Raw genomic sequence first — 24626 nt, 5'->3', positions numbered from 1 at the left:
TTATTACCTGTTTCCGTTACGCCGCGGCAAAGTAGTGCTTGACGAACGACTCGGTCAAAATCTCCCACAGCACTGGCGTGCCCTTGGTCACGAACCAGGCATCACCGGCTTTGTAGCGAGTGACCTTACCTGTGGACTCGTCAGTCAGTTGGATTTCACCTGTGACGATTACCGCCTGCTCGTTAAACGGGTAGACCATGCGGAATTTGCCGCGCGTGGTGCCAAAGTAAGCGCTGCTGACGGGGTCGGTGGGCGCTCCGTGGGTCATTTTGCCAAAGGCTTTGACTTCGCCTTCCAGGATTTCCGAGCCCAGATCGGCAACGGTGCCCCAGGCATCGAGTTCGGACAGTTGTATGCCTTGCTTGGCAGCAGTGAGGGTCATGGCAGTTCTCCAGTGGGTGAAAGATACGGTCAGCGGCGGCCGTTGAAATAGCCCGAAAGCTGGTGCACGGTCTTGCCGGCGGTTAGCAGCAGTGGGCGAAAGTGGTCCTTGCCGAGGATCCGTGCATGCTTGACCGAACTGATCAGGTCGTAGCGCGATGAGCCTTCGTGCATGCCCTCGGCGAGAATCTTGCAAATGATGTGGCTGGGGGTGACCCCGAAGCCGGAATAACCCTGCACGTAAAATGCGTTGGGGCGATTGCTGAGGGTGCCGATCTGCGGGAACAGGTTGGCGCTTGTGGCCATTGGACCACCCCAGGCGAGGTCGATCCGCACATCCTTGAGGTAGGGGAAGATCTTCAGCATCAAAGCGCGGTTCCAGGCCTTGAGATCCAGCGGGATGTGCTCGATGAACGGCGTGGCGGCACCGAACAGCAGGCGGTTTTCGCGGGTGACGCGGTAGTAATCGATCACCGGGCGGATATCGCTGTAGGCGCCGCGGATCGGGCTGATACGCTGTATCAGTTCTTCCGACAGTGGCTCAGTCATCATCTGGAAGGCGTAGGTGTTGATGGTGCGCGCGTGCAGCTCCGGTTCCATTTTGTTGAGGAAGCTATCGCAGGCCCACAGCAGCTTGCTGGCTCGCACCGAGCCGCGGCCGGTGCGCACCTTGATGCGCTCGCCATAGGTCACTTCCAGCGCCGGGCTATGCTCAAAGATTCGCGCACCATGGCCTATCAAAGCTTGGGCTTCGCCCAACAGCAGATTGAGCGAATGAACATGGCCGCCGCCCATGTGCAGCAGGGCGCTAGTGTAGGCGTCGCTGCCGATGATCTGCTTGACCTCAGCGCCACCCAAAAAGCGGATCTCGTCATGGGTGTTGATCGACTTGAAGTCTTTCTCCCATGCCCGCAAGGTTTTTTCCTGGCGTTTGTTGAAGCCCATGTAGCCATAGCCATGGCAGAAGTCGGCATCAATGTTGTAGCGCGCTATGCGCTCCTTGATGATGCCGGCGCCCAGTTCGCTGATCTCGAAAATCTGCTTCAGCCCTTGGTCACCGACGCTGCTTCTGATCTTTTCCAGGTCATGGCCAATGCCGGCCATGATCTGCCCCCCGTTGCGCCCGGTACCGCCAAAACCCAGGTAGCGGGCTTCGAGCACCACAACATTGGTGACACCTTTTTCCGCCAGTTCCAGTGCTGTGTTGATACCCGAGAAGCCGCCACCGATGACCACGACATCGGCGTCGATGTCGCTTTCTAGGGTGGGGAAGCTAAGGTTGTATTTTTTGGTCGCGGTGTAGTAGGTCGGGGTCTCGATGTTGATCATGACGCAGCCTGCTGAATTGGAATTGTGATAGGGCCTTTGCCGAGGCGGTGCACGTGGTGCCATTGAGCACCTAACGATAGGTAGGCGTCTTGCCTTAGCCTGCCATGGACTTTTATCTGCCTGCCACCTGGCAGTGTAAGGGGAGGCTTGACGTCTGCCGCAGACTCCTTGATGATGGATGTCATGAACATGTTAATAAATCTACCACGTTACCGTCGTTACGCCACCTCAACCTGAGGCGGTCGTGGCTGCGTGCACGTCATCCGCCCGAGGCGGCTGGACGTGTGTCTCGCTCCTCGGGCTTCACCCAGGAGTTGTCATGAGCGACCAACATTACGATCTGATAGGCCACCTGCAAGCCAGGGGCTTCATTCACCAAAGCACGGACCTCGAAGGATTGCGCACACATTTGCAGGAAGGACCGCGCACGTTCTACTTGGGCTTTGATGCCACAGCCGACAGCCTGCATGTCGGCCACCTGCAGGGTTTGATGCTAATGCGCTGGCTGCAGAAGGCCGGGCACCGTCCGATCCTGCTGATCGGTGGCGCGACAACGCGTATCGGTGACCCAAGCTTCCGGGACGAGAGCCGACCGATACTCGATGAGGCGCAGATTCAGGCCAATATCGCCGGCATCACGCGGACTTTCGGGCGCTACCTGCATTTGGGTGAGGGCGCGGGCTTCGTGGTCGACAACGCGCAGTGGCTCGATGGTATCGGCTATCTGCAATTCCTCGACCAGGTCGGGCGGTACTTCTCGATTAATCGTCTGTTGACGTTTGACTCGGTGCGGCAACGCTTGGATCGGGAACACTCGCTGTCATTTCTAGAGTTCGGTTATACCCTGCTGCAGGCCCATGACTTTACCGAGCTGGCTCGCCTGCACGACTGCACCCTGCAACTGGGCGGTGCCGACCAGTGGGCCAACATCATCAACGGCGTCGAGCTGGCCCGGCGCCGTGATCAACGTCAGTTGTTCGGTCTGACCATGCCATTGTTGACCAATAGCGATGGCAAAAAGATGGGCAAGTCGCTCAACGGCGCAATATGGCTTGACGAGCGTCGCTTGCCGAGTTTCGACTTCTGGCAGTTCTGGCGTAATTGCGACGATCGGGACGTACCGCGCTTTCTGGCCCTGTTTACTGAACTTTCGCTGGAGCGGATCGCCGAACTCACGCGCGAGGGTGGTGCGGCCTTGAACCAAGCCAAGGCCCTGCTGGCCGATGGGGTGACTGCATTGGCGCACGGCGCTGAGGCAGCGAATGCTGCGCGAGAGGCTGCCAGCGGCGTGTACGGGGAGGGTATTGGCAATGGATTGACCACCATTACCGTGGCTCGCAGCGCGCTGCAAATCCCGAGCCTGGCTGAGGTACTTGTGCAGGCCGGCCTGCAACCGTCGCGTGGTGCGGCAAGGCGTCTGGCGCAGGGCGGTGGCTTGCGCCTGGATGGTGAGGTGGTGCAATCAGTGGACGCCGATCTACCACCTGGCCAGCAACAATGGCGTGTCAGCTTGGGCAAGAAGCGCCATTACCACCTGCTTATCGAGTAATTGATTAATGTATTAATGAGCGCGTGCTGGCATACTCGCCGGCACGCTTTTTATCGACGAGCTCGAAGCACGCATGACCACGCCACGACCCTCACTTACGCTGACGCTACTGCAGGCTCGCGAAGCCACCATGGCGTTCTTCCGCCCTGCGCTGAACGCCCACGAGCTAACCGAACAGCAATGGCGAGTCATTCGTATCCTGCGTCAGCAGGGTGAGTTGGAAAGCCATCAGTTGGCAGAGCTTGCCTGTATTCTCAAACCGAGCATGAGCGGCGTGCTCAAGCGCCTTGAGCGCGACGGTATTGTCGCACGGCGCAAGTCTTCTGAAGACCAGCGGAGGGTGTTCATCAACCTCACGGTCAAGGGACAACAGGTGTTTTTGGCCATGAGCGAGGAAATGGGCCGCAACTATGACAAGATCCTGAGTCAGTTCGGCGAGGAAAAGCTTCAGCAACTGACCCGACTGCTCGAAGAGATGAAGAGGATCAAGCCTTAAGCCGCGTGACTGGCCCTCGCCTCAGTGGTTCAGCGACAATGAGTCGTCAAGGATTTTCAATAGCGATGCCGCACGTCGTGCATAGACGGCGGGGTCGGCGTACATCAGTTCCACATGCAGGCTGTCGATGATGCCCAGATAGGCATCGGCATAGACCTCCAGGCGAGTGCTTGCCAAGTCAGCCCAGCTGTAGCGCGCATGGAGCGCTTGGCAAAAACCTTCGCGTACGCCGTCCAGATATCGCTCGAACCCTGAGGTGACAGCCACCTTGATATCGACCGGAGGCAGAAACGCTGTGCGCAGGATGAAACGCAGGTTCTGCGACTCTCGGTAGCGCTCGGCGAGGTGAAGCACAAGCCAGTGCCCAGGTGCCACAGCGCCCGCCGCCTCCTCTCGAAAAGCGCTCTCGACGAAACGGGTTTCAACTTCCAGTGCCCGCTGAAATGCTTCTAGGAACAAAGCATCCTTGTTAGCGAAGTGCGCGTAGAGCGAGGCTTTACGCATGCCTGCCAGTTGAGCGATCTCATTCAACGAGGAGGCGTCGTAACCGAATGCCGCGAAGTGGCCGACAGCGGCGTCGCAAATACGTGCCGCAGAGGGGGAAAGCGCTTTCAACGAGGTCACTCCATCAATGGCGCGGGTAGGCCACGCGCGCTTCGAGGGGATTGTGGTGGCGACTGGAGCAGGGGTCAATCGCTTCGAAGCGAAGCAGGGGGCGATACCATGGAAAGTGCAATTTTCCCCTCGTAACGTGCATTTCTCGACAACTGCCACCGCCACATACTGAACGCGTCATTGAGACTATTCGGCTGCCCGCTGCCGCACAGAGGGTTGCACGCTGGTTATCCAATAATAAAGAGACCGTTCATGAAAAAGCCAAATCCTTTGCTGGAAGACCTCAAAGCCATCCTGCCGGCCATTGCTGCCAATGCCTTTAAGGCTGAGCATGACCGCAGTGTTCCAGCAGAGAACATCGCCTTGCTGAAGAGTATCGGCATGCATCGCGCTTTTCTGCCTAAGCAGTACGGTGGCTTGGAAATTTCCTTGCCGCAGTTCGCCCAGTGCATCGCTTTGCTGGCCGGCGCGTGCGCCAGCACCGCTTGGGCTATGAGCCTGCTGTGCACCCATAGCCACCAGATGGCGATGTTCCCGGCAAAGTTGCAGCAGGATGTATGGGGCAGCAACCCGGACGCCACGGCCAGCAGCAGCATCGCGCCTTTCGGCCGCACCGAAGAGGTGGAAGGTGGTGTGACTTTCAGTGGCGAAATGGGCTGGAGCTCCGGCTGCGATCACGCCGAGTGGGCGATATTGGGCTTCCGTCGCCCTAACGCCGAAGGTTCTCAGGATTACTGCTTCGCTGTATTGCCTCGCAGCGATTATGAAATCCGTGATGACTGGTATGCGGTGGGCATGCGTGGCAGTGGTAGCAAGACGCTTATCGTACGCGACGCTTTCGTGCCCGAGCACCGTATCCAGAAGGCCAAGGACATGATGGAAGGCAAGTCCGCCGGCTTCGGTATGTACCCAGACAGCAAGATTTTCTTCGCTCCATATCGCCCTTACTTCGCAAGCGGTTTCTCTACCGTCAGCCTGGGCATTGCTGAGCGCATGCTGGAAGTGTTCCGCGAAAAAACGCGCAACCGCGTGCGTGCCTACACCGGTGCGGCGGTCGGTGCAGCCACGCCAGCCCTGATGCGCCTGGCTGAGTCCACCCACCAAGTTGCTGCCGCACGGGCGTTGCTGGAAAAGAGCTGGGACGAGATCGCGGAGTACAGCGAACGTCATGAATACCCATCGCGCGCCACCTTGGCGTTTTGGCGCACCAACCAAGGCTACGCGGTGAAAATGTGCATCCAGGCGGTCGATCGCCTGATGGAAGCAGCCGGTGGCGGCGCTTGGTTCGAGACCAACGAACTGCAGCGACTGTTCCGTGATTCGCACATGACCGGTGCACATGCCTACACCGACTATGACGTCTGTGCGCAGATCCTTGGCCGCGAACTGATGGGGCTAGAGCCTGACCCGGCGATGGTTTGATCGCCAAGCGGCTGATCCCCCACAACAACCACAACAACAAACAGTGGCAGGCCCGTTCGGCCTGCCCGGGAGTCTTGCATGTCCAATTCAACCTCTGTGACCGATTTCGATACCCGTGCCTTCCGCCGTGCCTTGGGTAATTTTGCTACTGGCGTGACCGTGGTCACCGCAGCCGGGCCGAGTGGCCGCAAAGTTGGCGTCACAGCTAACAGCTTTAACTCGGTGTCACTGGACCCTGCACTAATTCTCTGGAGCATCGACAAACGTTCCACCAGCCACGAGGTTTTCGAGGAAGCTTCACATTTTGCTGTGAACATCCTCGCGGCTGATCAGATCGACCTGTCCAACAATTTCGCGCGTCCCAAGGAAGATCGTTTCGCCGGCATTGACTACGAGGAGGGGGCCGGTGGTGCGCCGCTGTTCGCCGACTGTTCGGCGCGCTTCCAGTGTGAAAAGTTTCAGCAACTGGACGGCGGCGATCACTGGATTCTGGTCGGTAAGGTTGTGGCCTTCGATGACTTCGGTCGCTCGCCGCTGTTGTATCACCAAGGTGCTTACTCGATGGTGCTTCCGCACACCCGCATGACCCAACGGGCCGAAGGGCAGGCGCCGAGCAGTCACTTCCAGGGTCGTCTGCAGCACAACCTGTACTACCTGATGACTCAGGCCTTGCGTGCCTACCAAGCCGACTATCAGCCACGCCAATTGTGCACCGGCCTGCGCACTAGCGAAGCGCGCATGTTGATGGTGCTGGAGAACGATGCTGGACTCAGCGTGAGCGACCTGCAGCGCGAAGTGGCGATGCCCGTGCGTGAGATCGAAGAGGCCGTAGCCAACCTCAAGCGCAAGGGGTTGATCGCTGACGACGACGGCCGTGTGCGGCTGTCTGAAAAAGGGGTGGATGAAACCGAAGCGTTGTGGGGCATTGCCCAGGAGCAGCAGGATAAGGTGTTCGGGCAATTCAGTGCAGAGCAGTTGGATACCTTCAAGACCGTCCTCAAAGCCATAATCCAGATGTGAGAATGGCCTTGAACGACAACGGCGCCTATCGGGCGCCGTTGTCGTTTTCAGTGGTAGCGAAGACTTAGTAGACACCGTCGCCGGTACTGTTCACCGCAGGTGTATCCTTGAACTTGCCCGCCAAGTCCCGCAGTCCGCGCATGAGCACGGTGGTATCGACGCCGACTGCGACAAAGGCTGCACCCAGTTCGATATAACGACGAGCCAACTTCTCGTCGGCGCTGAGAATGCCTGCCGCTTTGCCGGCCTTACCGATGCGCACAATGGCATCTTCGATCGCTGCCTGCACTTCAGGGTGCCCTGGATTACCACGGTGGCCCAGGGCAGCACTGAGGTCAGCAGGGCCGATGAACACGCCATCGACCCCGTCCACTGCGACGATTTCGTCCAAGTTGGCTAGGCCTTCCTTGTTCTCTATTTGCACCAGCAGACACATCTGCGCGTCCGCGTGGTCCAAGTAGCCGGCGATGCTGTTCCAGCGCGACGCCCGCGCCAATGCACTGCCCACGCCTCGTACGCCGGTCGGCGGGTAGTGCACGGCTTTGACCAGTTGCCGCGCCTGCTCGGCGCTTTCGACCATCGGTACCAGAAGGGTTTGAGCACCTATATCCAGCACTTGCTTGATCAATGCGGTATCGCCGACCACTGGACGTATCACGGCCTGGCTAGGGTAGGGCGCCACTGCCTGTAACTGCGCGAGCATGCCGCGCAGGTCGTTGGGTGCATGTTCACCATCGATGAGCAGCCAGTCGAAGCCGGCATTGGCGGCCAGTTCGGCGCAATAGGCATCGGCCAGGCCGAGCCATAGGCCGATCTGAGCCTGGCCGCTGCGCAGGCGTTTTTTGAAATGGTTGATAGGCATGTCCATGGTCAGTCCTCAGATGAAGCGGCAGGCGATTGAGCCAAGCATGTCGTAGTCGACGTGGAAGGTGTCTCCAGGACGAGCGGCTACAGGGCGAGTGAACGAACCACCGAGAATGATCTGGCCAGGCTGCAGGGTGACGTCGTACGGCGCCAGTTTGTTGGCCAGCCAGGCGACACCTTTGGCTGGGTGGTTGAGCACCGCGGCACTCACACCGGACTCCTCGATCACGCCATTGCGGTACAGCACAGCCGGCACCTTGCGCAGGTCTATGTCTGTGGGGCGCACTGCCCGCCCCCCCATGACCACACCAGCATTGGCGGCGTTGTCGGAGATGGTGTCGAACACCTTGCGGGTGACTTGGGTCTGCGGGTCGACTTGTTGGATACGGGCGTCGATGATCTCCAGTGCCGGGATCACCCACTCAGTGGCTTCCATTACATCGAAAACGGTGACGTTGGGGCCCTTGAGTGGTTTGCCCAAGATGAACGCCAGCTCTACCTCTACCCGTGGCACGATGAAACGATCAAAGGGGATGTCGCTTCCTTCGTCGAACAACATGTCGTCGAGCAGGGCGCCATAGTCGGGTTCGGTGATGTTCGAAGATACCTGCATGGCGCGTGAGGTCAGGCCGATCTTGTGTCCTACCAGCTTGCGGCCAGCAGCGATCTTCTTGGCTACCCAGGCGCGTTGGATGGCGTAAGCGTCTTCGATGGTAATCGCTGGCTGCTCAATGGAGAACTGGCGGATCTGCTCGCGCGAGCGCTCTGCTTGGTCGAGGCGTTCGGCGGCCTGCTGGATGAAAGCGTTATCAAGCATGGTGACAATCTCTGTGTTCAAGGGTTGACGATGGCGGCCCGGGTGCGCAGCACCAGCAGGCCACCTAGGGTGATGAAGCAGGCGAGCGCGTAGAGCGCGAGACTTGCACTTTGCGTGGTGTCGCGCACCCATCCGATGAAATAGGGCGCCGCGAACGAGGCGATGCTGCCCAGTGAACTGATCAGGGCAATACCGGCAGCCTGGGTGCGAGCATTGAGGAACGCTGGTGGTAACTGCCAGAACATCGGCAAGGCCGCGCTGGCTCCCATGCCCGCCAACACCAACCCGCCCAATACTGGCCAAGGTTGCTGCGGGGCCAGGCCGGTGATGCCGATACCGGCTGCGGCCATCAGAAGCGGCACGCACAGATGCCAGCGGCGCTCGCGCTGGCGGTCGCTGGAGCGGCCGCACGCGAGCATGAACACGCAGCCAGCCAGGTAAGGTAGGGCGCTGAGCATACCGACGCTCGCGTCGCTGCCGATGCCAGCACCATGAATAAGGCTGGGCATCCAGAAGGCCAACGTGTTGACTGCCAGCATCACAGCGCAGTACACAGCCACCAGCAGCCAGATCGCCGGGCTGGAAAAGACGCCGCCCAAGGATGTCACGGTTTTGCGCTGCTCTTCGCTGCCGAACTGGGCGCGCAATGCAGCCTTCTGCCGGTCGTCGAGCCAGTGCACCAGCTCGAAGCGTTCAGGCAGTGCAGCCAGCACCAACAAGCCCAGTAGGATCACTGGCGCGCCTTCGAGTAGGAACATCCACTGCCAGCCACGCAGACCAGCTGCGTCGTGCATGAATGACAGGATCGCCCCTGACAACGGCCCGCCAACCACCCCGGCAAGCGGCACGGCGATGGCGAACAATGCGGTGACCTGGGCTCGGCGTCCGGCGGGGTACCAACGATTGAGGTAGACCAGGATGCCCGGAAAGAAACCAGCCTCTGCGGCACCCAGAGCAAAGCGCAGCAGGTAGAAAGCGCTGCTGCTCTCGATCAGTAGCATACTGGCCGACAGCGCCCCCCATACCACCATCAGCGTGGCGATCCAGCGGCGTGGGCCGATGCGCTCGAGCATCAGATTGCTAGGCACGCCGAATAATGCATAGGCAATGAAAAACAGCCCGGCGCCCAGCCCGTAGACCGTGTCGGACAGCTGCAGGTCTTGGCTCATCTGCATCTTGGCAAAGCCGATGTTGATGCGGTCGAGGTGGGCGAACAGGTAGCAGATCAGCAGCAACGGCATCAGCCGCCAGGTGACCGCGCGGTGGGTCGCGTCGGCCAGTTCGGCCTGAGTGTGGGCCGGAGAGGCATGTTCGAGTGTGCTCATTTTTTTGTACTTGTTGTGTGATGAAGCAACGGGCGGCCTGAAATCAGGCCGGGCGATTGAATAGCGGGTGCAAGGTGCTGTGTTTGGCGTCATAGACTTGCTGAGCGCTTTCGTCGATCTGCAGGGTGATGCCAATCGGCCGCTGCAGCAGCAGTGCATCCAGACGCTGCTTTAAAACCTGCAGCAGGCTATCGCCGACCGTTTTATGTACGGCGGGGCTTCGGCCACTGCCCATGCGCAGGTTGGCGTACATGAACCCGTAGTCGCCGTTACCGTCTGCCACTGCGCAATGGGCGGCAGGGTAGGCAAGTACGCGGGTTCCACCGGTTGGGAAGACCGACTTGCCGGTTTCGTCGTGCTGTTCGAGCATGCAGTCGGCGAGGGCGCGGCACAGGCCGGGGATATCGGCATCGGCTTCCAGGTCGGGGGTGTAGAGCAGAACCAGGTGTGGCATGAGGTGCTTCCTTGTGGCGAGGGCACCAGGCCGCCAAGCGGTGGCCTGGCAAATGGGTCAGAGTCGGCTGGTGGAAACCACACCCGCCGGATTTGCTGCTTGCGCAGGCGGTATCGCCGAGCCGTCCTGAGGCGTGATCGGGAAGATAGCGTTGATCTGCCCGGTACCCGATGAACCGAAGTACGGGGTCACCACCTCAGCCCTACCGTCGTACTTCGACCAGCCGAGTACACCCAGCAGCATCGCCGTATCGTGCATGAACCCTTCACCGTGGCCTTTGGCCGCGTACTCAGGAAGCATCCCGCAGAACGCTTCCCATTCTGCGTTCTCCCACATTTTCACCACACGGTGATCCAGAGTTTCGAGGAACGGGCTCCAGACTTTGGTGGCAAAGTCTGGCGCCTGGCCGTTCTGGGCGAAGCGGTGGGAAAGCGAGCCACTGGCAAAGAACGCCACGGTGCCGTCGTAGTGGTCTTCCACTGCCTTGCGCATGGCCCAGCCGAGACGGGCGCTGTCGGCCAGGTAGTGCGATGTGCACAGCGCCGAGACCGAAATCACTTTGAAGTGCTGGTCCTGGTTCATGTAGCGCATCGGGACAAGGGTGCCATATTCAGGCCCCAAAGTAGTGGCGTGGTGGGCCATGGTCTCGATGCCGAAGCGATTGCAGGCTTCGCTCAAGATCAGGCCCAGGTCCTTGTTGCCAGGGAACTCATAGGCCATGTTGCTGATGAAGTGAGGCAGTTCGTTGGAGGTGTATACCCCCTGGAAGTGCTCGCCACACAGAATGTGGTAGTTGGCATTGACTAGCCAGTGGGTGTCGAACACGACGATGGTGTCCACACCCAGCTCACGGCAGCGGCGGCTGATCTCGTAATGCCCGTCGATCGCGGCCTGGCGAAATCCCTGGCGAGGGCCAGGGATTTCCGACAGGTACATGCTGGGCACGTGAGTGATCTTTGCCGCTAGGGCCACTTTACCCATGATCAGACTCCTTATTGTTGGAGATCCCGCGGCGCTGAGCGGATCAGGTTGTCGTCAGAACATTGGCCCGCCCGGCGCGTTGGGTTAAAAGTCACACGCCCCAGCGCGGGATGTGGTGGCTACCCATGGAAATGCAGACGTTTTTGATTTCGGCGAACACTTCGAAGCTGTACTGTCCACCTTCGCGGCCGGTGCCCGAGCCCTTCACACCACCGAACGGCTGACGGAGATCGCGCACGTTCTGGCTGTTGATGAACACCATGCCGGCTTCAATGCTGCGGGCCAGGCGATGAGCCTTGCCAATGTCCTGGGTCCAGATGTAGGAGGCCAGGCCGTACTCGGTGTCGTTGGCCAGTTGCAACGCTTCGGCTTCGTCTTTAAATGGGATAAGGCAGACTACTGGGCCAAAGATTTCTTCTTGGGCAATGCGCATTTTGTTGTTCACATCAGCGAACACAGTAGGCTGAATGAACTGCCCCTTGGAAAGGTGTGCCGGCAGGTTTGCCGGGCGCTCTAGGCCGCCCGCGACCAGGCGCGCGCCTTCCTCCATGCCGATCTTGATGTAGCCAGTCACCTTGTCGTAGTGCGCCTGAGTGATCATCGAGCCGACTTGGGTCTTCGGATCGGTTGGGTCACCAACAATCAGGCGCTTGGCGCGGGCTGCGAACTCAGCGACGAACTGCGGGTACACGCTTTCCTGGATAAAGATGCGGCTGCCGGCAGTGCAGCGCTCACCATTGAGCGAGAAAATGGTGAACAGAGCGGCGTCCAGGGCGCGGTCCAGATCGGCGTCTTCGAAGATCACCACTGGCGACTTGCCGCCCAGTTCCATCGAGTATTTTTTCAGGCCCGCGGTCTGCATGATCTTGCGCCCGGTAGCGGTGCCACCGGTGAAGGAGATCGCGCGAACGTCCGGGTGACGCACCAGGGCGTCGCCAGCCGTGGCGCCGTAGCCCTGGATCACGTTGAGCACGCCATTCGGGATGCCGGCCTCGACCGCGAGGCGGCCCAGTTCGTTGGCAGTCAGCGGCGACAGTTCGCTCATCTTCAGTACCGCAGTGTTGCCCAGAGCCAGGCACGGCGCGGTCTTCCAGGTGGCGGTCATGAACGGCACGTTCCACGGCGACACCAGACCGCACACGCCGACCGGCTGGTACAGGGTGTAGTTGAGCATCTGGTCGTCCACCGGGTAGGTGTGGCCGTCCATGCGAGTGCAGACTTCGGCGAAGAAGTCGAAGTTATGCGAGGCACGCGGGATCAGTACGTTCTTGGTCTGGTGGATCGGCAGGCCGGTGTCGAGGGTCTCCAATTCCGCCAGCTTCGGAACGTTCTGGTCGATCAACTCACCGAGCTTGCGCATCAGGCGGGCACGTTCCTTGGCGGGGGTGTTGGCCCACTTGGGGAACGCTTCCTTTGCCGCGGCCACAGCTTGAGCCACTTCCTCGGCGCCGCCGCTGGCGACTTCGCAGATGGCTTCGCCCGTGGCAGGGTTGTAGTTGACGAAGGTGTCTTTGCTTTCGACCTCACGGCCGTTGATCCAATGTTTGATCATGCTGCTCATGCCTTGTTGTTCTTGAAGAAGTCAGCTTCGCTGACGATGCGGTTGACCAGGCGTCCGACGCCTTCCACTTCCACCACCACTTCGTCGCCCGGTACCACGTCGGCCAAGCCCTCTGGCGTGCCAGTGGCGATCATGTCGCCTGGTTGCAGGGTCATGAAGCTGGAGAAGTATTCGATCAGGTATGGAATGTCGAAGATCATGTCCGCCGTGGTGCCTTCCTGCTTCAGCTCACCGTTGATCCAGGTGCGTAGTTTCAGGTTGCTCACATCTGGCACTTCGGCTGCGTCGACGACCCACGGGCCAACGGGCGTGGTGGCGTCGCGGTTCTTCACCCGCAGGTTGGGGCGATAGTAATTTTCCAGGTAGTCGCGGATGGCGTAGTCGTTGCACACGGTGTACCCGGCCACGTACTCCAAGGCGTTCTCGCGCTTGACGTTCTTCGCCGGCTTGCCTATGACAGCAACCAGCTCACACTCGTAGTGCATGTACTCGACGTTGTCCGGGCGCCAGGTGACCTGGTTGTGTCCGGTGTAGGTGCCGGGGGACTTGATAAACGCCAGCGGCTCGGTGGGCGGAGCGAAGGCGAGCTCCTTGGCGTGGTCGGCATAGTTCAAGCCGAGGGCGAACATGCTTCCGTTTGCCGGTGGCAGCCACTCGAACTGGCTTTCATCGAGCATTCGACCGTCGGCCAGGCGAACGGTGGTGTCGGCTTCGACGGTAACAGCATGGACGCTGCCTTCATAACGGATACGCGCGTGTTTCATGCTGGCTCCCCCGGCTCTGCAACGATGGTGTTGGCCAGACGGCCAAGGCCGGTGATCTCGACTTCGACGAGGTCACCGGGATGGACGTCGACACGGCCCTCCGGGGTGCCGGTAATCAGTACATCCCCAGCGTGCAGGGTCATGAACTCGCTCAATTCTGCAATCAACTGCGGAATGCTGCGCACCAGGTTGGCGGTAGTGTTTTCCTGCATCACGACGCCGTTCACATAGAGCTTGAGGGTCAGCTGGTGCGGGTCGGTGACTGCGGAAACCGGGATCAGGTCGGGACCAATGGCGCAGAAGCCATCGCGGCACTTGGCCTTGACCGCCGGACGGTAGTAGCTGTCTTCCGGCAGGCTGTACTCGTTGACGATGGTGAAGCCGGCCACATGGGTCATCGCATCGGCGGCACTCACCCGGGTGGCGTCTTTGCCGATCACCACGCCCAGGGCTGGACCTGGTTGCAAGCGTTCACCGGCTGGGTGGATCACATTGCGACCGTGGGCATTGCGGGTGTTCGGCGTCTTGATGAAGAGCACCGGCTTGACTGGCGCCTGCTTGTACGGCGGCTTTTCGAACTCGGCCAGACGCTGCTCTAGCAGACCGTTGTAGTTCAGCGCAACGCCGAACACGGTGCCGTTCGCAACGTCATGCAACGCATGGCTCATGCTTTTCTCCTGGCAGTGGTGGAGCAGGCTGCTGCTCCGAATATCGTTAATGTGTTAATGTTATAGTTAATATGTTAACAATGGTCAAGGCTTCCCTTGTAGCTCCCGCTTGGCGGGTGCACCATGAGCCTTGGCAACTCGGGTCAAGTCATTGGCGGACAACCAGCAATGAGCAATCGGCATCCCATTCCGAACATCAACATCGGTCAGGTTTACGACCAGCGCTACAGCGAGAGCGAGGTGCATCACGACCGGCTTGGCAACCTCGCCGGATTTTTTGGGCGCAACATGCCGGTGCACCGCCACGATCGCTTCTTTCAAGTGCACTACGTAAAGTCTGGCACTGTGCGGGTGTATCTGGACGACCAGCAGTTCATCGAATCGGGGCCGATGTTCTTCCTTACGCCTCCGACCGTGACTCACTCTTTCGTCACCGATCCGGACAGCGACGGGCATGTACTCACGGTACGCCAGCAGTTGGTTTGGCAATTGATCGAGGCAGATGCCAGCCTGTTGCCGGCGGGAATGCAGGTGCGGCCTGCTTGCGTGGCGCTGACCAAGGTGCCGGCGGCGGATCATGCCGAGGCGCGGCGCCTGGAAATATGGCTGGAGGCTCTCAGCGATGAGTTCGCCGGCTCTAGTCCGGGACGCGATGCGGCGTTGCAATCGCTCACGCGGCTGATCATGATCAGCTTGTTGCGGCTTTGTCCCAACTCGCGCGAGGCAACTCCGGCCCGTCATGAAGACTTGAAGATATTTCACCGCTTCAACGCTTTGATCGAGGCGCACTACCTTGAGCACTGGCCACTGGCGAGCTATGCAGCACAGATCGGGGTCACTGAAGCGCGGCTCAACGACATTTGCAGGCGAGTCGCCGATCTGCCATCCAAACGCCTGGTGCTGGAGCGGCTGATGCAGGAGGCCAGGCGCTTGCTGCTTTTCTCCGGCAGTTCGGTGAATGAAATTTGCTACCAGCTCGGCTTCAAGGATCCGGCCTATTTCAGCCGTTTCTTCAATCGGTATGCGGGCCTTACACCAGGCGAGTATCGGCAGCGGCAGGCGGAGTTGCAGTGAGGTAGCCACGTGACGATACCTGCAAGAATTGTCGTTGTTTGATAGCGATGCTCGCAGCTTGCAGGGCGGCCTTAAATGGGTTTTCCGTGGAACAGATTGCACTTTTCATAGAGTGCAGCAGTTGTCGCATTCGTCAGATTCTCCTAATCTTATTGATTGAATCAAAAGGCACAGGCTTTACTCATGACCGAGATTCGCCCTTCACTAACGCTGAGCTTGCTGCAGGCCCGTGAAGCCGCAATGGCATTTTTCCGGCCGTTGCTCAATGAGCACGATCTGACAGAACAGCAATGGCGGGTTATTCGCATCTTGCACCAACAGGGTGAGCTGGAAAGTCACCAGCTAGCACACTTGGCCTGTATCCTAAAGCCGAGCATGACCGGGGTTCTCAGCCGCCTGGAGCGGGACGGACTGGTGTGCAGACGTAAGGGCACCGAGGATCTACGTCGAGTATTCGTGACGCTGACTCACTCGGGCCGCGCGAGTTTCGAAGCCATGCGTGAAGGAATGGAAGCCAACTACCGCAGAATTCAGGCGCAATTCGGTGAAGATAAGCTCAAACAACTACTGCAACTGCTTAACGAGCTAAAACGCATTGAGCCTTGAGCTCACGCTCTGGGCTCATCAGTCAAAAGCTCAGGGCTGGTCTCCCGCCAGCAATTGATAACTGCGTAGTCGGTCTTCGAAGCGGTGGGTAACGGTGACGATGCCAATTTCATCGCATTGGAAATCTCGCGCGAATTCGCTAATCCTGCGCCGGCAGGTCTGCGCTGAGCCCACTACCATACCAGCCAAGGTTTCATCGTACTTGGCACGTTCAACTGGGCTCATCTGCCTGTAGCGTCGCTGCACCTCGGCTGGGCTGAGGAGAACCTCGCGTGGAGCCTTGCCAGCGCCAAGCTTTCGGTACACCGCAGTGCCGGCGATGTAGCGCGCTTCTTCATCCGTATTCGCGCAGATAGCCGCGACTGCTAGAAGACGGGGAGGAGGGCTGGCAAGTCCAGCACGTTGCCATGCCCGTCTGTGATCGTCAAAAATTCGCGGAGTGCAGGCATTTGGGGTGATGAACTGCGCCAACGCCAAGCCCATCCCCAGTTGACCGGCCAGTTGGGAACTTCCCTCGCCAGAGCCCAGCATCCAAAGTGAAGGCATCGACTTGACCGGCAAATCGAAGGTAAGGACGTCATAGCCGTGCCCAATGGGGAAGCCGCCTCGCAGAAATGCACACAGCATGGCAGCCTGAGCAGGGAACTGATCGACATCCGGCACGCGCCCTGGCATGGCCAGCGCGTGGCTGCTCATGGTGCCGCCGCCAGGTGCGCGTCCGATGCCAAGATCCACCCGACCAGGAAAAAGTCCGCCAAGCAATGCAAAGGTCTCCGCCACTTTATAGGGGCTGTAATGGCTCAGCATTACACCGCCGCTCCCAACGCGCATGCTGCGAGTAGCGCTGGCGATACGGGTGAGGAGGATCTCCGGCGCCGTGCCACTGAACTGGATACTGTTGTGGTGCTCTGCCAGCCAGTAGCGGTGGTACCCGAGCTGCTCGCATTTGATGGCCAGTTCCAGCGACAGCCCAGGTGCAGTGACAAGGGTCTGGTGCTGATGAACCGGTGATTGGTCTATTACAGTCAGGAGCAGGGTCACGGGCATTGCTCATCATGAGGTCATTAAATTGTTAACTATTCTGCCGTTTTGAAGGCAGAATGTTAAGAAGTTATCGAATTCATCTCACCTGACGGAGCACAGATGTTGAGTAACCCTGGTCGCCTGATCGTCCTGCTCGCAGCCCTTGTGGCGTTCGCCCCCCTATCAATCGACACGTACCTGCCGAGTCTGCCGACCATTGCGGCTGATCTGGGAGCAAGCGCCAGTAGCGTCCAGCTCACCATCGGCGCGTTTCTCGCCGGCTTGTGCATCGGAATGCTGTTTCATGGACCCTGTTCGGATCGCTTCGGACGGCGGCCGGTCCTAATTTGGGGGATGGCACTGTATCTGGGGGCAACAGTTGGTTGTATGTTCGCCGAAAATATCGAAGCACTGGTCGGATGGCGCTTTTTGCAGGCACTGGGTGGAGCTGCTGCGTCGGTACTGGCCCGAACGATAGTGCGTGATGTTTTTTCGATCGGTCAGGCAGCACGTACGTTATCGCTCATGCACCTAGTAACAATGTTAGCGACACTCGTCGCACCCTTGGTAGGTGGGGTATTGATGCAGTTGCACAGCTGGCGGAGCATCTTTGCCGCGTTATTCGCTTTTGCCGCCGTATGCCTGCTTGCCAGCTTTCGCTATATAACCGAGACTCATCCTGCCGAGCGGCGAGCTGGAACGCTCGGTATCGCCCTGGCAGGTTATTGGCAGATCGCGCGGAGTTCCCAGGCGCTCGCATACATCCTGTGCATGGGCTTGTCGTTTGGCGGTATGTTCGCCTTCATCACTGCGTCGCCGTATGTGTATATTGAGTACTTTGAAGTCTCCCCTCAAGGCTACGGCTGGCTCTTCGGGCTTAACATTTTCGGAGTGATCATAGTGACGCTCATTAACGCGCGTCTGGTGACTCGTTTCGGCCCGCAGGCAATGCTTGGCGTTGGTGCAACGATCGTCAGCGTCGCTTCTATCGGGCTGGGGGTGATGTCAAGTACCGAGGCGCCTGGTTTGGCCGGAATCGTGCTGCTGGTCGTGCTGTTTGTCAGTGTCACTGGCTTGACGGGCGCCAACTGTGTGGCAAGTTTGCTGAAGCTATTCCCAGCCAACGCTGGTGCCGCAGCTGGGCTTGCGGTAGCTAGCCAATTTGCACTCGGTGCGGCATTTAGCGCATTGGTAGGGAGTTTGGCCGACGGCTCGCCCCGCCCCATGTGCTTGGTAATTGCAGCGGCAGGGGCGGGTTCGGTTTTCTGCTATCTGTGGCTCAGAGCGCGCTCAATGACAGGTGAGCAAAGCCGAACGGCATAATTACCAGGCTCAAACCTTAAACCGGCCGAGTAGTGTCTGCTGACCAACGGCAAGATGATTTAATTGCTGGCTGACGGCAGATGATTGCTCGGCTTGGTCTGACAATGCGCTTACCACCTGGTTGACTGCTTCGACATTTCGGCTGATTTCCTCAGCAACGCTGCTCTGTTGCTCAGCGGCGCAGGCGATCTGTGTATTCATGTCGGTAATGGTACAGACTGCCTGGCGAATCTGGTCAAGCGCATCGAGTGCCTGGAGCGTTTGTTCGACATTGCTGTGCGGCTGGTCATTGCTCTGCTGCATGGCTTGGGTCAGGTCATGCGTACCTTCGCGGAGGTTGTCGATAAACCCAGCAATCTCACCCACTGAGGCCTGTGTGCGCAGGGCCAATGCCCGAACCTCGTCCGCAACTACAGCGAAGCCTCGTCCGGCATCGCCAGCCCGGGCTGCCTCGATCGCTGCATTCAGCGCGAGCAGATTGGTTTGCCGGGCGATTGACAGAATCACTTCAAGCACTGACCCGATTCGCTCGCTGCTGGCCGCCAAGCTTTGCAAACGCTGCATGGCTTCGGTCATCCCTGTGGCCAGCGCATTGATATCCTGCGCCGATTGCTCGATCACCTCTGCGCCATTACCAGTGGCACACTCGGCATAACGCGCAGCGTCTGCCGCTTGTGCCGCACTTTCAGCCGCAGCCTGAGCGGTCGCCGACATTTCCTGAAGTGCAGAAGCCATCTGCTCGATCTCTGCGGCCTGTTGTTGCATGCGACGGCTGGTTTCTGCTGCGATGCTCTGCGTTTCGTTGGAGGAGGGCGAAGCATAGTTAGCCGCCACTCGGTGAGGTTGTCCCGCGCTGCACTCGCAGCTGTCTGGCGTAAGTTGGACGCGCCAGTTTCCGTAAAGGCAACTGCGTCAGCAGACAAGTGGTTCCTGGCCAAGCTGTTAAAACAGCAAATGCATTGCACACATGGCCATTCTCGACGTCGGGAAACTTCATGGCGCCATTGGACGATTGTTGAAACTACTTGGTAAGAGGAAATTCTATGCAGTTGAGAGACAAGGTTGCCGTGGTGTTGGGGGCTTCGGCGGAGGCAGGGACCGGTTGGGCCATCGCCCAGCGGTTCGCTGGCGAGGGCGCAAAGGTGATAGTTGCTGCGCGGCGAGAGGCGCCACTCATCCAGCTCGCTCAGCGAATAGGCGGTGTGGCGCAGATCTGCGATCTAGTGTGGTGTTTCGCAAGTAACGCTCATATTTTTCGGCCTGGCAGCCTCGGCTGCACGGCCGACGCTCGCTAAGATGTCATCGGCCTTTCGATGCCAGCGAAAGAGGCGAGGGTTGGCGTTATGAGTGGACAGGTAGTACTCAATATCTGGCGGGTTGAGATAGAGCCCGACAATGTCGTGGACCTTGCCGACGAACAGCGGATCGGTTGAAAGCTTGAAAGTCTTTTCCAGGTTAGGCTTGAGCCAGAAGGCATGTCATATTCGCATGACGCGGGCGCGAGAAATCCCGGTTGCCTGACTCATCGAGCGAGAGCCCCAGTGACTGGCATCTTCGGGTTTGGATTGCAGTGCCTGATTGACCACGGCCTGTACTTGTTCATCGGTAATGCTGCGAGGCCGGCCTGAACGATGTTCATCATTTAAACCATCTAGCCGCAGCCGACTGAATCGCACTCGCCAGCGCGAGACCATGTGTACGCCGATGCCGAGCCTGCGGGCGATCGAGGTACCTGACTCTCTACCTGCGCACGCCAAGATGATTTCAGCGCGAATGCGGGATTCAGCAGGGCCTTTACGCTGTCGGGAGCGACGAATCAGTTCGATGTACTCATCGTCGCTCAGCTCAATCGGGGGCAGGTCGGCCGGTTTTCATATGTTGCTCCAGGGCACTTTTGATACTGAAAGCCTAGATCGAAATATGAGCGTTACTTGCGAAACACCACACTAGGCGCTGCGCAATATCCTTGAAGGTCATTCCGTGCAAGCGATGCATGACGAAGGCGTGGCGCGAGCGTATTGACAGGCGTGCCAGAGCGGCTTCCAGGCGCTGCAGTTCATCGCTGTACAACGCTTCGCATTCTGGCGAGGGTGCTTCAGAAGGCAACCCCTGCAGCGTTTCCTCGTTCGCCGGATGACGATTTTCCGCTGTGAAACGGCGGTTCAGGTCGAAGGACAGGTTGCGCACGATGCGGTACAGGTAGCCCACTGGCTGTGGCAGCGCGACGCGGCCGACGTTGGCATCGTTGAAGCGCGCAACCAGGCCTCCTGGACCATATCCTCGGCGAGGTAGAGTTTCAGCTTCTGACTGCGTGTCGGCACGACAATCACGCTCGCGACCACGATAAAAAGGGCAGGAAGCGTGGCACTATATCGTTGTTGAGAATTACTGCCAAATGTGATCTCGATGCATTTGTAGAGCGACCCCGGAGGTCTACAGCCATGGCGTGCAGCTTGTGATAGCGCTCTGGATTGTAACGGAAACGGTAAGGATGTTTAGGTGAGCGTGTAAAGACTGTAACCGCTCGCCATTCTGGTATTTTCCCTGTAGATCGACGGAAATCTTGCCGATATCTGAAGCAGCATACTGGTTCCTTTTTGACATTCTTAGTTCACTTTCGGATCAACATTGAGGCCCTCCCGGATTTGCTCAGAAAAAGATTGTAGGGCTGGCAAATAACGCTGCGCAGCTTGTTCGATGCTCATGGCCTTGGCGATGTAGATCAGGCTGACACAGCCCAGTAGTCGTTGGCTGTCATGGTCGTACAGGGGCACCGCAATGGAGGCTATGTTGGCTTCCTGGTTCCAACCCATGTAGTTCTCGCCGTAACCACGATGGCGTGCCTTGCGCAGGATATTGTCCAGCGCCAGACGGTCGCGGGCCAGCTGACATTCGGGCTCGTCGCGGGTGGCCAGCAGCGCCAGGATCTGCTCACGTTCCGCCTCGCCGCAGAATGCCAGGTAGGCCAGGCCGGTTGCCGTTTGCAACACCGGTAGGCGACGTCCGACCATCGAACGGTGGAACGACAGGCGGCTGAAGCGGTGCGTCGTCTCGCGCACCACCATCTCGTCCACGTCCAGCGTGCAGATATCGGTCGGCCACACCACACGTTGCAACAGGTCGCCGAGCAACGGTGCGGCGATGGCGGAGATCCACTGTTCGTCGCGAAACCCTTCGCTCAACTCACGCACCTTGAGGGCCAGACGGAAGCTGTCGTCGGATTCGCTGCGGCGCACGTAGCCTTCGTCCTGCAAGGTCTCGAGCAGGCGCCGAACGGTCGTGCGATGCAGGCCGGTGATTTCGGCCAGGCGCGTTGGGCTGGCACCTCCGTCCAGACGGTTGAGGGCGTTGAGCAGGGCCAGGCCACGGCTCAGCCCACGCACGATCTTGTACTCGGAGTCTCGATCAATATTCAAGAAAAATCCTTATAAAACAATGATGTGCACTTAGTGCACAACAAGGCGGTTTTTCATTGTAGGGCAATCGGCATCATTTCTATACTCGCCGCAACAACTACAAATGCCCTGACAGGGGAATACAACATGCGCCATGCCTGCCTGCCGTCCCTATCCATTGCCTGCGCCTTCCTCCTTCGAAGCGTGGTGACATTCCGCTAGACCCCGTACCAGTCAAAACGCCCCTTCATCCCTCTTGCGCCTGCCTGCGCGAGGACGGTCGCGGCTTGCCTGGAATATGCCGGGGACGCCGTGGGGCAGTGTCGAGGATTACACCAATGAACAAGCCGCATCCAGATCATTTTCAGACCGACTACACCGCAGACGTAGTGATCATCGGTGCCGGCCCGGTAGGGCTGGCCATCGCCAACTATCTCGGCCAGGCTGGGGTGCAGGTGCTGCAGATCGAGAAGCTCGACCAGCTGATCGACTACCCTCGCGCCATCGGCATCGACGACGAGTCGCTGCGGACCGTGCAGGCCATTGGCCTGGTCGAGCAGGTACTGCCGCACACCACACCTTGGCACGCGATGCGCTTCCTGACGCCGAAGGGGCGCTGCTTCGCCGATATCCAGCCAACCACCGACGAATTTGGCTGGTCGCGACGCAATGCCTTCATCCAGCCACAGGTCGATGCTGTGCTACATAGGGGGCTGGCGCGTTTTGCCAATGTGCGCACGCTGTTTTCACGCGATGTGGTGGAGTTCCAGCAGGACGAGCAGGGCGTGAGCCTGCGCATGAATGGCCCGGAAGGCTGCCAGGAAAGCGTGCGTGCCCGCTACCTGGTGGCATGCGACGGTGGCAACAGCCTGATCCGCCGCACCCTGGACATTGCCTTTGAAGGCAAGACCGCCCCCAATCAGTGGATCGTCATCGACATTGCCAACGATCCGCTGGGCACCCCCAACGTCTACCTGTGCTGCGACCCGGTGCGGCCGTATGTGTCGGCGGCGCTGCCGCACGGCGTGCGCCGCTTCGAGTTCATGGTGATGCCGGGTGAGACCGAAGAACAGCTGGGCAAGCCTGAGAACATGCGCAAGCTGTTGGCCAAGGTGCTGCCGGACCCGGACCGCGTCGAGCTGATCCGCAAGCGCGTGTACACCCACAACGCCCGCCTGGCGAGCCAGTTCCGAGTCAAGCGGGTGCTGCTGGCCGGCGACGCTGCGCACATCATGCCGGTGTGGCAGGGTCAGGGCTACAACAGTGGCATGCGTGACGCCAGCAACCTGGGCTGGAAGCTAGCCCTGGTGGTCAAGGGCCTGGCTGGCGAAGCGCTGCTTGACACCTACGAGCAGGAACGCCGTGACCACGCCAAGGCGATGATCGATTTGTCGGTGCTGGCTGGCCACGTGCTGGCGCCGCCCAAGCGCTGGCAAGGTGCTTTGCGCGACGGTATTTCCTGGATGCTGAACTACCTGCCGGCGGTCAAGCGGTACTTCCTGGAAATGCGCTTCAAGCCCATGCCGCAGTACACCAAAGGCGCACTGGTGACCGAGCCGGACAACAAGAGCAAGGCCTCGCCGGTGGGGCGTATGTTCATCCAGCCCAAGGTGCTCACCGAGTCGGGTGACATCCGCCTGTTGGATGACGTGATCGGTAGCAACTTCGCCTTCATCGCCTGGGGCAACGATCCGCTATGGGGCTTGAGCAGCGCCCAGGTGCAGGCCTGGCGTGCACTGGGTGCCTGCTTCATCCAGGTGCTACCGGAAGTCCAGCTCAAGGCAGGGCTTGAAGTGCCGGACGGGGTCGTTCGCGTGGGTGATTGCACCGGCCGCCTCAAGGATTGGTTCGGCCGCTACCCGCTATCGATTGCGCTGTTGCGCCCGGACCGTTTCGTCGGTGCGGTGGCCATTCCACAGACCATCGGCCAGGCCAGCGACACGTTGCTGCGCGCATTGGCTGCCCAGCCCCAGGCTGGCCAACAGGCGCCACTGGCGTCCAAGGTGGCTTGAGATGAGCGCTTATCTGCATTGCCTGTCGCATACCCCGTTGGTGGGTTACGTCGATCCGGAGCAAGCCGTGCTGGCCGAAGTGGATGAGGTGATCGGCGCCGCCCGTGCGCGCATCGCCGCGTTCGACCCGGAACTGGTGTTCCTGTTCGCCCCGGATCACTTCAACGGCTTCTTCTATGACGTCATGCCGGCCTTCTGCATCGGTATGGGCGCCACCGCCATCGGCGACTTCCAGAGCGCCGCCGGCCCGCTCGACGTACCGCGCGACCTCGCCGATGCCTGTGCCGACGCGGTGTTGGCAGCCGGGGTGGACGCCGCCGTGTCCTACTGCATGCAGGTCGACCATGGGTTTGCCCAGCCGTTGGAGTTTCTGCTCGGTGGCCTGGCTGAAAAACCGGTGATCCCGGTATTCATCAACAGTGTCGCAGTGCCACTGCCAGGCTTCGCTCGCGCCCGTCTGCTCGGCGAGGCCATCGGCCGCTTCGCCCGGGGCACCGGCAAACGTGTGCTGTTCCTCGGCTCCGGTGGCCTGTCGCACCAGCCGCCGGTGCCGGAGCTGGCCCATGTCGATGCGCGCATGGCCGATCGCCTGATGGGCAGCGGCCGCGACCTGCCGGCCAACGAACGCCAGGCCCGGCAGGAGCGTGTGATCAGCGCCGCCGAAGGTTTCGTGCGCGATCAGCACACGTTGCATCCGCTCAACCCGACTTGGGACAACCACTTCCTCGACCTGCTGGAGCAACGCCGTTTCGGCGAGCTCGACGCCATGGCCAATGTCGAGCTGTCGGCGCTGGCCGGCAAGTCCACCCACGAGGTCAAGACCTGGGTAGCGGCCTTCGCTGCGCTCTCTGCGTTCGGCGACTACCAGGCCAGCGAGCGCTACTACCGGCCGATCCCGGAGTGGATCGCCGGCTTCGGCTCGCTCAGCGCCCATTCCATTACCTGAT

At 59.7% G+C, this 24626-nt stretch carries 25 protein-coding genes and 1 pseudogene; 10 read left to right on the top strand and 16 right to left on the bottom strand.

What is annotated here, in order from left to right; genetic code table 11:
• Positions 1-16 precede the first annotated feature (16 nt).
• Positions 17-382: a cupin domain-containing protein gene (locus ACYCCG_RS01675; RefSeq protein WP_459669223.1), complete on the bottom strand. Its 366-nt coding sequence runs from the start codon at positions 380-382 to the stop codon at positions 17-19.
• A 29-nt stretch (positions 383-411) separates the two neighbouring features.
• Positions 412-1710 carry an NAD(P)/FAD-dependent oxidoreductase gene (locus ACYCCG_RS01670; protein WP_176684732.1) on the bottom strand — a complete coding sequence of 433 codons (1299 nt, stop codon included), beginning with the start codon at positions 1708-1710 and terminating at the stop codon, positions 412-414.
• Positions 1711-2029: 319 nt separating this feature from the next.
• On the opposite strand from ACYCCG_RS01670, the gene tyrS reads away from it, so the two are divergent.
• A complete protein-coding gene (tyrS, locus tag ACYCCG_RS01665) occupies positions 2030-3259 on the top strand; it encodes a tyrosine--tRNA ligase (protein WP_209965197.1) in 1230 nt (409 codons plus the stop codon).
• A 73-nt stretch (positions 3260-3332) separates the two neighbouring features.
• The gene (gene hpaR, locus ACYCCG_RS01660; RefSeq protein WP_176684730.1) at positions 3333-3755 is read left to right on the top strand and encodes a homoprotocatechuate degradation operon regulator HpaR; all 423 of its coding nucleotides are present in this window, start codon (positions 3333-3335) and stop codon (positions 3753-3755) included.
• Between the two features lie 21 nt (positions 3756-3776).
• Here the strand turns inward: hpaR (ACYCCG_RS01660) and ACYCCG_RS01655 are convergent, their stop codons facing one another.
• Entirely contained in the window at positions 3777-4370 is a 594-nt protein-coding gene (locus tag ACYCCG_RS01655) for a TetR/AcrR family transcriptional regulator (RefSeq protein WP_176684729.1), read from the bottom strand.
• Positions 4371-4622: 252 nt separating this feature from the next.
• Between ACYCCG_RS01655 and ACYCCG_RS01650 the strand changes: the two genes are divergently transcribed.
• Positions 4623-5792, top strand: a complete 1170-nt coding sequence (locus tag ACYCCG_RS01650; protein WP_176684728.1) for a p-hydroxyphenylacetate 3-hydroxylase oxygenase component — start codon at positions 4623-4625, stop codon at positions 5790-5792.
• 78 nt (positions 5793-5870) lie between these two features.
• Complete coding sequence (locus ACYCCG_RS01645; RefSeq protein WP_176684727.1) at positions 5871-6812, top strand: p-hydroxyphenylacetate 3-hydroxylase reductase component; 942 nt, start codon at positions 5871-5873, stop codon at positions 6810-6812.
• 64 nt (positions 6813-6876) lie between these two features.
• Here the strand turns inward: ACYCCG_RS01645 and hpaI are convergent, their stop codons facing one another.
• The 8 genes from hpaI to ACYCCG_RS01605 form a co-directional block, all read right to left on the bottom strand.
• Positions 6877-7680, bottom strand: a complete 804-nt coding sequence (gene hpaI / locus ACYCCG_RS01640) for a 4-hydroxy-2-oxoheptanedioate aldolase (protein ID WP_209965200.1) — start codon at positions 7678-7680, stop codon at positions 6877-6879.
• Positions 7681-7689: 9 nt separating this feature from the next.
• Positions 7690-8493 (bottom strand): 2-oxo-hept-4-ene-1,7-dioate hydratase, encoded by an 804-nt coding sequence (hpaH, locus tag ACYCCG_RS01635; RefSeq protein WP_176684725.1) that lies wholly within the window; start codon positions 8491-8493, stop codon positions 7690-7692.
• 17 nt (positions 8494-8510) lie between these two features.
• A complete protein-coding gene (locus tag ACYCCG_RS01630; protein WP_176684724.1) occupies positions 8511-9818 on the bottom strand; it encodes an MFS transporter in 1308 nt (435 codons plus the stop codon).
• Between the two features lie 43 nt (positions 9819-9861).
• Positions 9862-10272: a 5-carboxymethyl-2-hydroxymuconate isomerase gene (locus ACYCCG_RS01625; protein WP_176684723.1), complete on the bottom strand. Its 411-nt coding sequence runs from the start codon at positions 10270-10272 to the stop codon at positions 9862-9864.
• A 57-nt stretch (positions 10273-10329) separates the two neighbouring features.
• Positions 10330-11253 (bottom strand): 3,4-dihydroxyphenylacetate 2,3-dioxygenase, encoded by a 924-nt coding sequence (hpaD, locus tag ACYCCG_RS01620; RefSeq protein WP_176684722.1) that lies wholly within the window; start codon positions 11251-11253, stop codon positions 10330-10332.
• 91 nt (positions 11254-11344) lie between these two features.
• Positions 11345-12805 (bottom strand): 5-carboxymethyl-2-hydroxymuconate semialdehyde dehydrogenase, encoded by a 1461-nt coding sequence (gene hpaE / locus ACYCCG_RS01615; protein ID WP_176684752.1) that lies wholly within the window; start codon positions 12803-12805, stop codon positions 11345-11347.
• Between the two features lie 5 nt (positions 12806-12810).
• Positions 12811-13578, bottom strand: coding sequence for a fumarylacetoacetate hydrolase family protein (locus ACYCCG_RS01610; protein WP_209965201.1), 768 nt, complete (start codon positions 13576-13578; stop codon positions 12811-12813).
• Entirely contained in the window at positions 13575-14246 is a 672-nt protein-coding gene (locus ACYCCG_RS01605) for a fumarylacetoacetate hydrolase family protein (RefSeq protein WP_176684720.1), read from the bottom strand. The genes ACYCCG_RS01610 and ACYCCG_RS01605 overlap by 4 nt, the downstream gene beginning before the upstream one ends.
• Positions 14247-14414: 168 nt before the next feature.
• Here ACYCCG_RS01605 and hpaA point away from each other — a divergent pair, with 168 nt between their 5' ends.
• Together hpaA and hpaR (ACYCCG_RS01595) are read left to right on the top strand one after the other, a co-directional pair.
• Positions 14415-15320, top strand: coding sequence for a 4-hydroxyphenylacetate catabolism regulatory protein HpaA (gene hpaA, locus ACYCCG_RS01600; RefSeq protein ID WP_209969769.1), 906 nt, complete (start codon positions 14415-14417; stop codon positions 15318-15320).
• A gap of 183 nt (positions 15321-15503) precedes the next feature.
• Positions 15504-15926, top strand: a complete 423-nt coding sequence (gene hpaR / locus ACYCCG_RS01595; RefSeq protein ID WP_176684719.1) for a homoprotocatechuate degradation operon regulator HpaR — start codon at positions 15504-15506, stop codon at positions 15924-15926.
• Positions 15927-15956: 30 nt separating this feature from the next.
• On the opposite strand, the gene ACYCCG_RS01590 is transcribed toward hpaR (ACYCCG_RS01595), so the two are convergent.
• A complete protein-coding gene (locus tag ACYCCG_RS01590) occupies positions 15957-16967 on the bottom strand; it encodes an MsnO8 family LLM class oxidoreductase (RefSeq protein ID WP_459669222.1) in 1011 nt (336 codons plus the stop codon).
• A gap of 102 nt (positions 16968-17069) precedes the next feature.
• Here ACYCCG_RS01590 and ACYCCG_RS01585 point away from each other — a divergent pair, with 102 nt between their 5' ends.
• Positions 17070-18272 (top strand): Bcr/CflA family multidrug efflux MFS transporter, encoded by a 1203-nt coding sequence (locus ACYCCG_RS01585; protein ID WP_459669221.1) that lies wholly within the window; start codon positions 17070-17072, stop codon positions 18270-18272.
• Between the two features lie 9 nt (positions 18273-18281).
• On the opposite strand, the gene ACYCCG_RS01580 is transcribed toward ACYCCG_RS01585, so the two are convergent.
• Positions 18282-18848, bottom strand: coding sequence for a methyl-accepting chemotaxis protein (locus ACYCCG_RS01580; protein WP_459669319.1), 567 nt, complete (start codon positions 18846-18848; stop codon positions 18282-18284).
• Between the two features lie 467 nt (positions 18849-19315).
• Here ACYCCG_RS01580 and ACYCCG_RS01575 point away from each other — a divergent pair, with 467 nt between their 5' ends.
• Complete coding sequence (locus ACYCCG_RS01575) at positions 19316-19567, top strand: SDR family NAD(P)-dependent oxidoreductase (protein ID WP_459669220.1); 252 nt, start codon at positions 19316-19318, stop codon at positions 19565-19567.
• Between the two features lie 72 nt (positions 19568-19639).
• Here the strand turns inward: ACYCCG_RS01575 and ACYCCG_RS01570 are convergent.
• From ACYCCG_RS01570 to ACYCCG_RS01560, 3 genes and pseudogenes are all read right to left on the bottom strand, one after another.
• Positions 19640-20147 (bottom strand): annotated as a pseudogene (locus ACYCCG_RS01570) (helix-turn-helix domain-containing protein); the annotation flags it as partial.
• 33 nt (positions 20148-20180) lie between these two features.
• Complete coding sequence (locus tag ACYCCG_RS01565; protein WP_348635614.1) at positions 20181-20459, bottom strand: sigma factor-like helix-turn-helix DNA-binding protein; 279 nt, start codon at positions 20457-20459, stop codon at positions 20181-20183.
• 419 nt (positions 20460-20878) lie between these two features.
• A complete protein-coding gene (locus ACYCCG_RS01560; RefSeq protein ID WP_339442953.1) occupies positions 20879-21688 on the bottom strand; it encodes a DNA-binding transcriptional regulator in 810 nt (269 codons plus the stop codon).
• Between the two features lie 317 nt (positions 21689-22005).
• Between ACYCCG_RS01560 and ACYCCG_RS01555 the strand changes: the two genes are divergently transcribed.
• Both ACYCCG_RS01555 and mhpB read left to right on the top strand, forming a co-directional pair.
• The gene (locus ACYCCG_RS01555; RefSeq protein ID WP_176684715.1) at positions 22006-23679 is read left to right on the top strand and encodes a bifunctional 3-(3-hydroxy-phenyl)propionate/3-hydroxycinnamic acid hydroxylase; all 1674 of its coding nucleotides are present in this window, start codon (positions 22006-22008) and stop codon (positions 23677-23679) included.
• A gap of 1 nt (position 23680) precedes the next feature.
• Entirely contained in the window at positions 23681-24625 is a 945-nt protein-coding gene (gene mhpB, locus ACYCCG_RS01550) for a 3-carboxyethylcatechol 2,3-dioxygenase (RefSeq protein WP_209965213.1), read from the top strand.
• Position 24626 lies beyond the last annotated feature (1 nt).

Source organism: Pseudomonas sp. VEM90, assembly GCF_054611535.1.
This window is presented reverse-complemented; position numbering and strand designations above follow the sequence as displayed.

What these genes read in the sequence shown, in the direction of transcription:
- hpaI (WP_209965200.1), bottom strand. Translation starts at nt 7,680, where the DNA reads ATGGACATGCCTATCAACCATTTCAAAAAACGCCTGCGCAGCGGCCAG.
- tyrS (WP_209965197.1), top strand. Translation starts at nt 2,030, where the DNA reads ATGAGCGACCAACATTACGATCTGATAGGCCACCTGCAAGCCAGGGGC.
- hpaA (WP_209969769.1), top strand. Translation starts at nt 14,415, where the DNA reads ATGAGCAATCGGCATCCCATTCCGAACATCAACATCGGTCAGGTTTAC.
- hpaR (WP_176684719.1), top strand. Translation starts at nt 15,504, where the DNA reads ATGACCGAGATTCGCCCTTCACTAACGCTGAGCTTGCTGCAGGCCCGT.
- ACYCCG_RS01645 (WP_176684727.1), top strand. Translation starts at nt 5,871, where the DNA reads ATGTCCAATTCAACCTCTGTGACCGATTTCGATACCCGTGCCTTCCGC.
- mhpB (WP_209965213.1), top strand. Translation starts at nt 23,681, where the DNA reads ATGAGCGCTTATCTGCATTGCCTGTCGCATACCCCGTTGGTGGGTTAC.
- ACYCCG_RS01670 (WP_176684732.1), bottom strand. Translation starts at nt 1,710, where the DNA reads ATGATCAACATCGAGACCCCGACCTACTACACCGCGACCAAAAAATAC.
- ACYCCG_RS01585 (WP_459669221.1), top strand. Translation starts at nt 17,070, where the DNA reads ATGTTGAGTAACCCTGGTCGCCTGATCGTCCTGCTCGCAGCCCTTGTG.
- hpaR (WP_176684730.1), top strand. Translation starts at nt 3,333, where the DNA reads ATGACCACGCCACGACCCTCACTTACGCTGACGCTACTGCAGGCTCGC.
- ACYCCG_RS01610 (WP_209965201.1), bottom strand. Translation starts at nt 13,578, where the DNA reads ATGAAACACGCGCGTATCCGTTATGAAGGCAGCGTCCATGCTGTTACC.
- ACYCCG_RS01555 (WP_176684715.1), top strand. Translation starts at nt 22,006, where the DNA reads ATGAACAAGCCGCATCCAGATCATTTTCAGACCGACTACACCGCAGAC.
- ACYCCG_RS01605 (WP_176684720.1), bottom strand. Translation starts at nt 14,246, where the DNA reads ATGAGCCATGCGTTGCATGACGTTGCGAACGGCACCGTGTTCGGCGTT.
- hpaH (WP_176684725.1), bottom strand. Translation starts at nt 8,493, where the DNA reads ATGCTTGATAACGCTTTCATCCAGCAGGCCGCCGAACGCCTCGACCAA.
- ACYCCG_RS01675 (WP_459669223.1), bottom strand. Translation starts at nt 382, where the DNA reads ATGACCCTCACTGCTGCCAAGCAAGGCATACAACTGTCCGAACTCGAT.
- ACYCCG_RS01650 (WP_176684728.1), top strand. Translation starts at nt 4,623, where the DNA reads ATGAAAAAGCCAAATCCTTTGCTGGAAGACCTCAAAGCCATCCTGCCG.
- hpaD (WP_176684722.1), bottom strand. Translation starts at nt 11,253, where the DNA reads ATGGGTAAAGTGGCCCTAGCGGCAAAGATCACTCACGTGCCCAGCATG.
- ACYCCG_RS01630 (WP_176684724.1), bottom strand. Translation starts at nt 9,818, where the DNA reads ATGAGCACACTCGAACATGCCTCTCCGGCCCACACTCAGGCCGAACTG.
- ACYCCG_RS01575 (WP_459669220.1), top strand. Translation starts at nt 19,316, where the DNA reads ATGCAGTTGAGAGACAAGGTTGCCGTGGTGTTGGGGGCTTCGGCGGAG.
- ACYCCG_RS01625 (WP_176684723.1), bottom strand. Translation starts at nt 10,272, where the DNA reads ATGCCACACCTGGTTCTGCTCTACACCCCCGACCTGGAAGCCGATGCC.
- ACYCCG_RS01580 (WP_459669319.1), bottom strand. Translation starts at nt 18,848, where the DNA reads ATGACCGAAGCCATGCAGCGTTTGCAAAGCTTGGCGGCCAGCAGCGAG.
- hpaE (WP_176684752.1), bottom strand. Translation starts at nt 12,805, where the DNA reads ATGATCAAACATTGGATCAACGGCCGTGAGGTCGAAAGCAAAGACACC.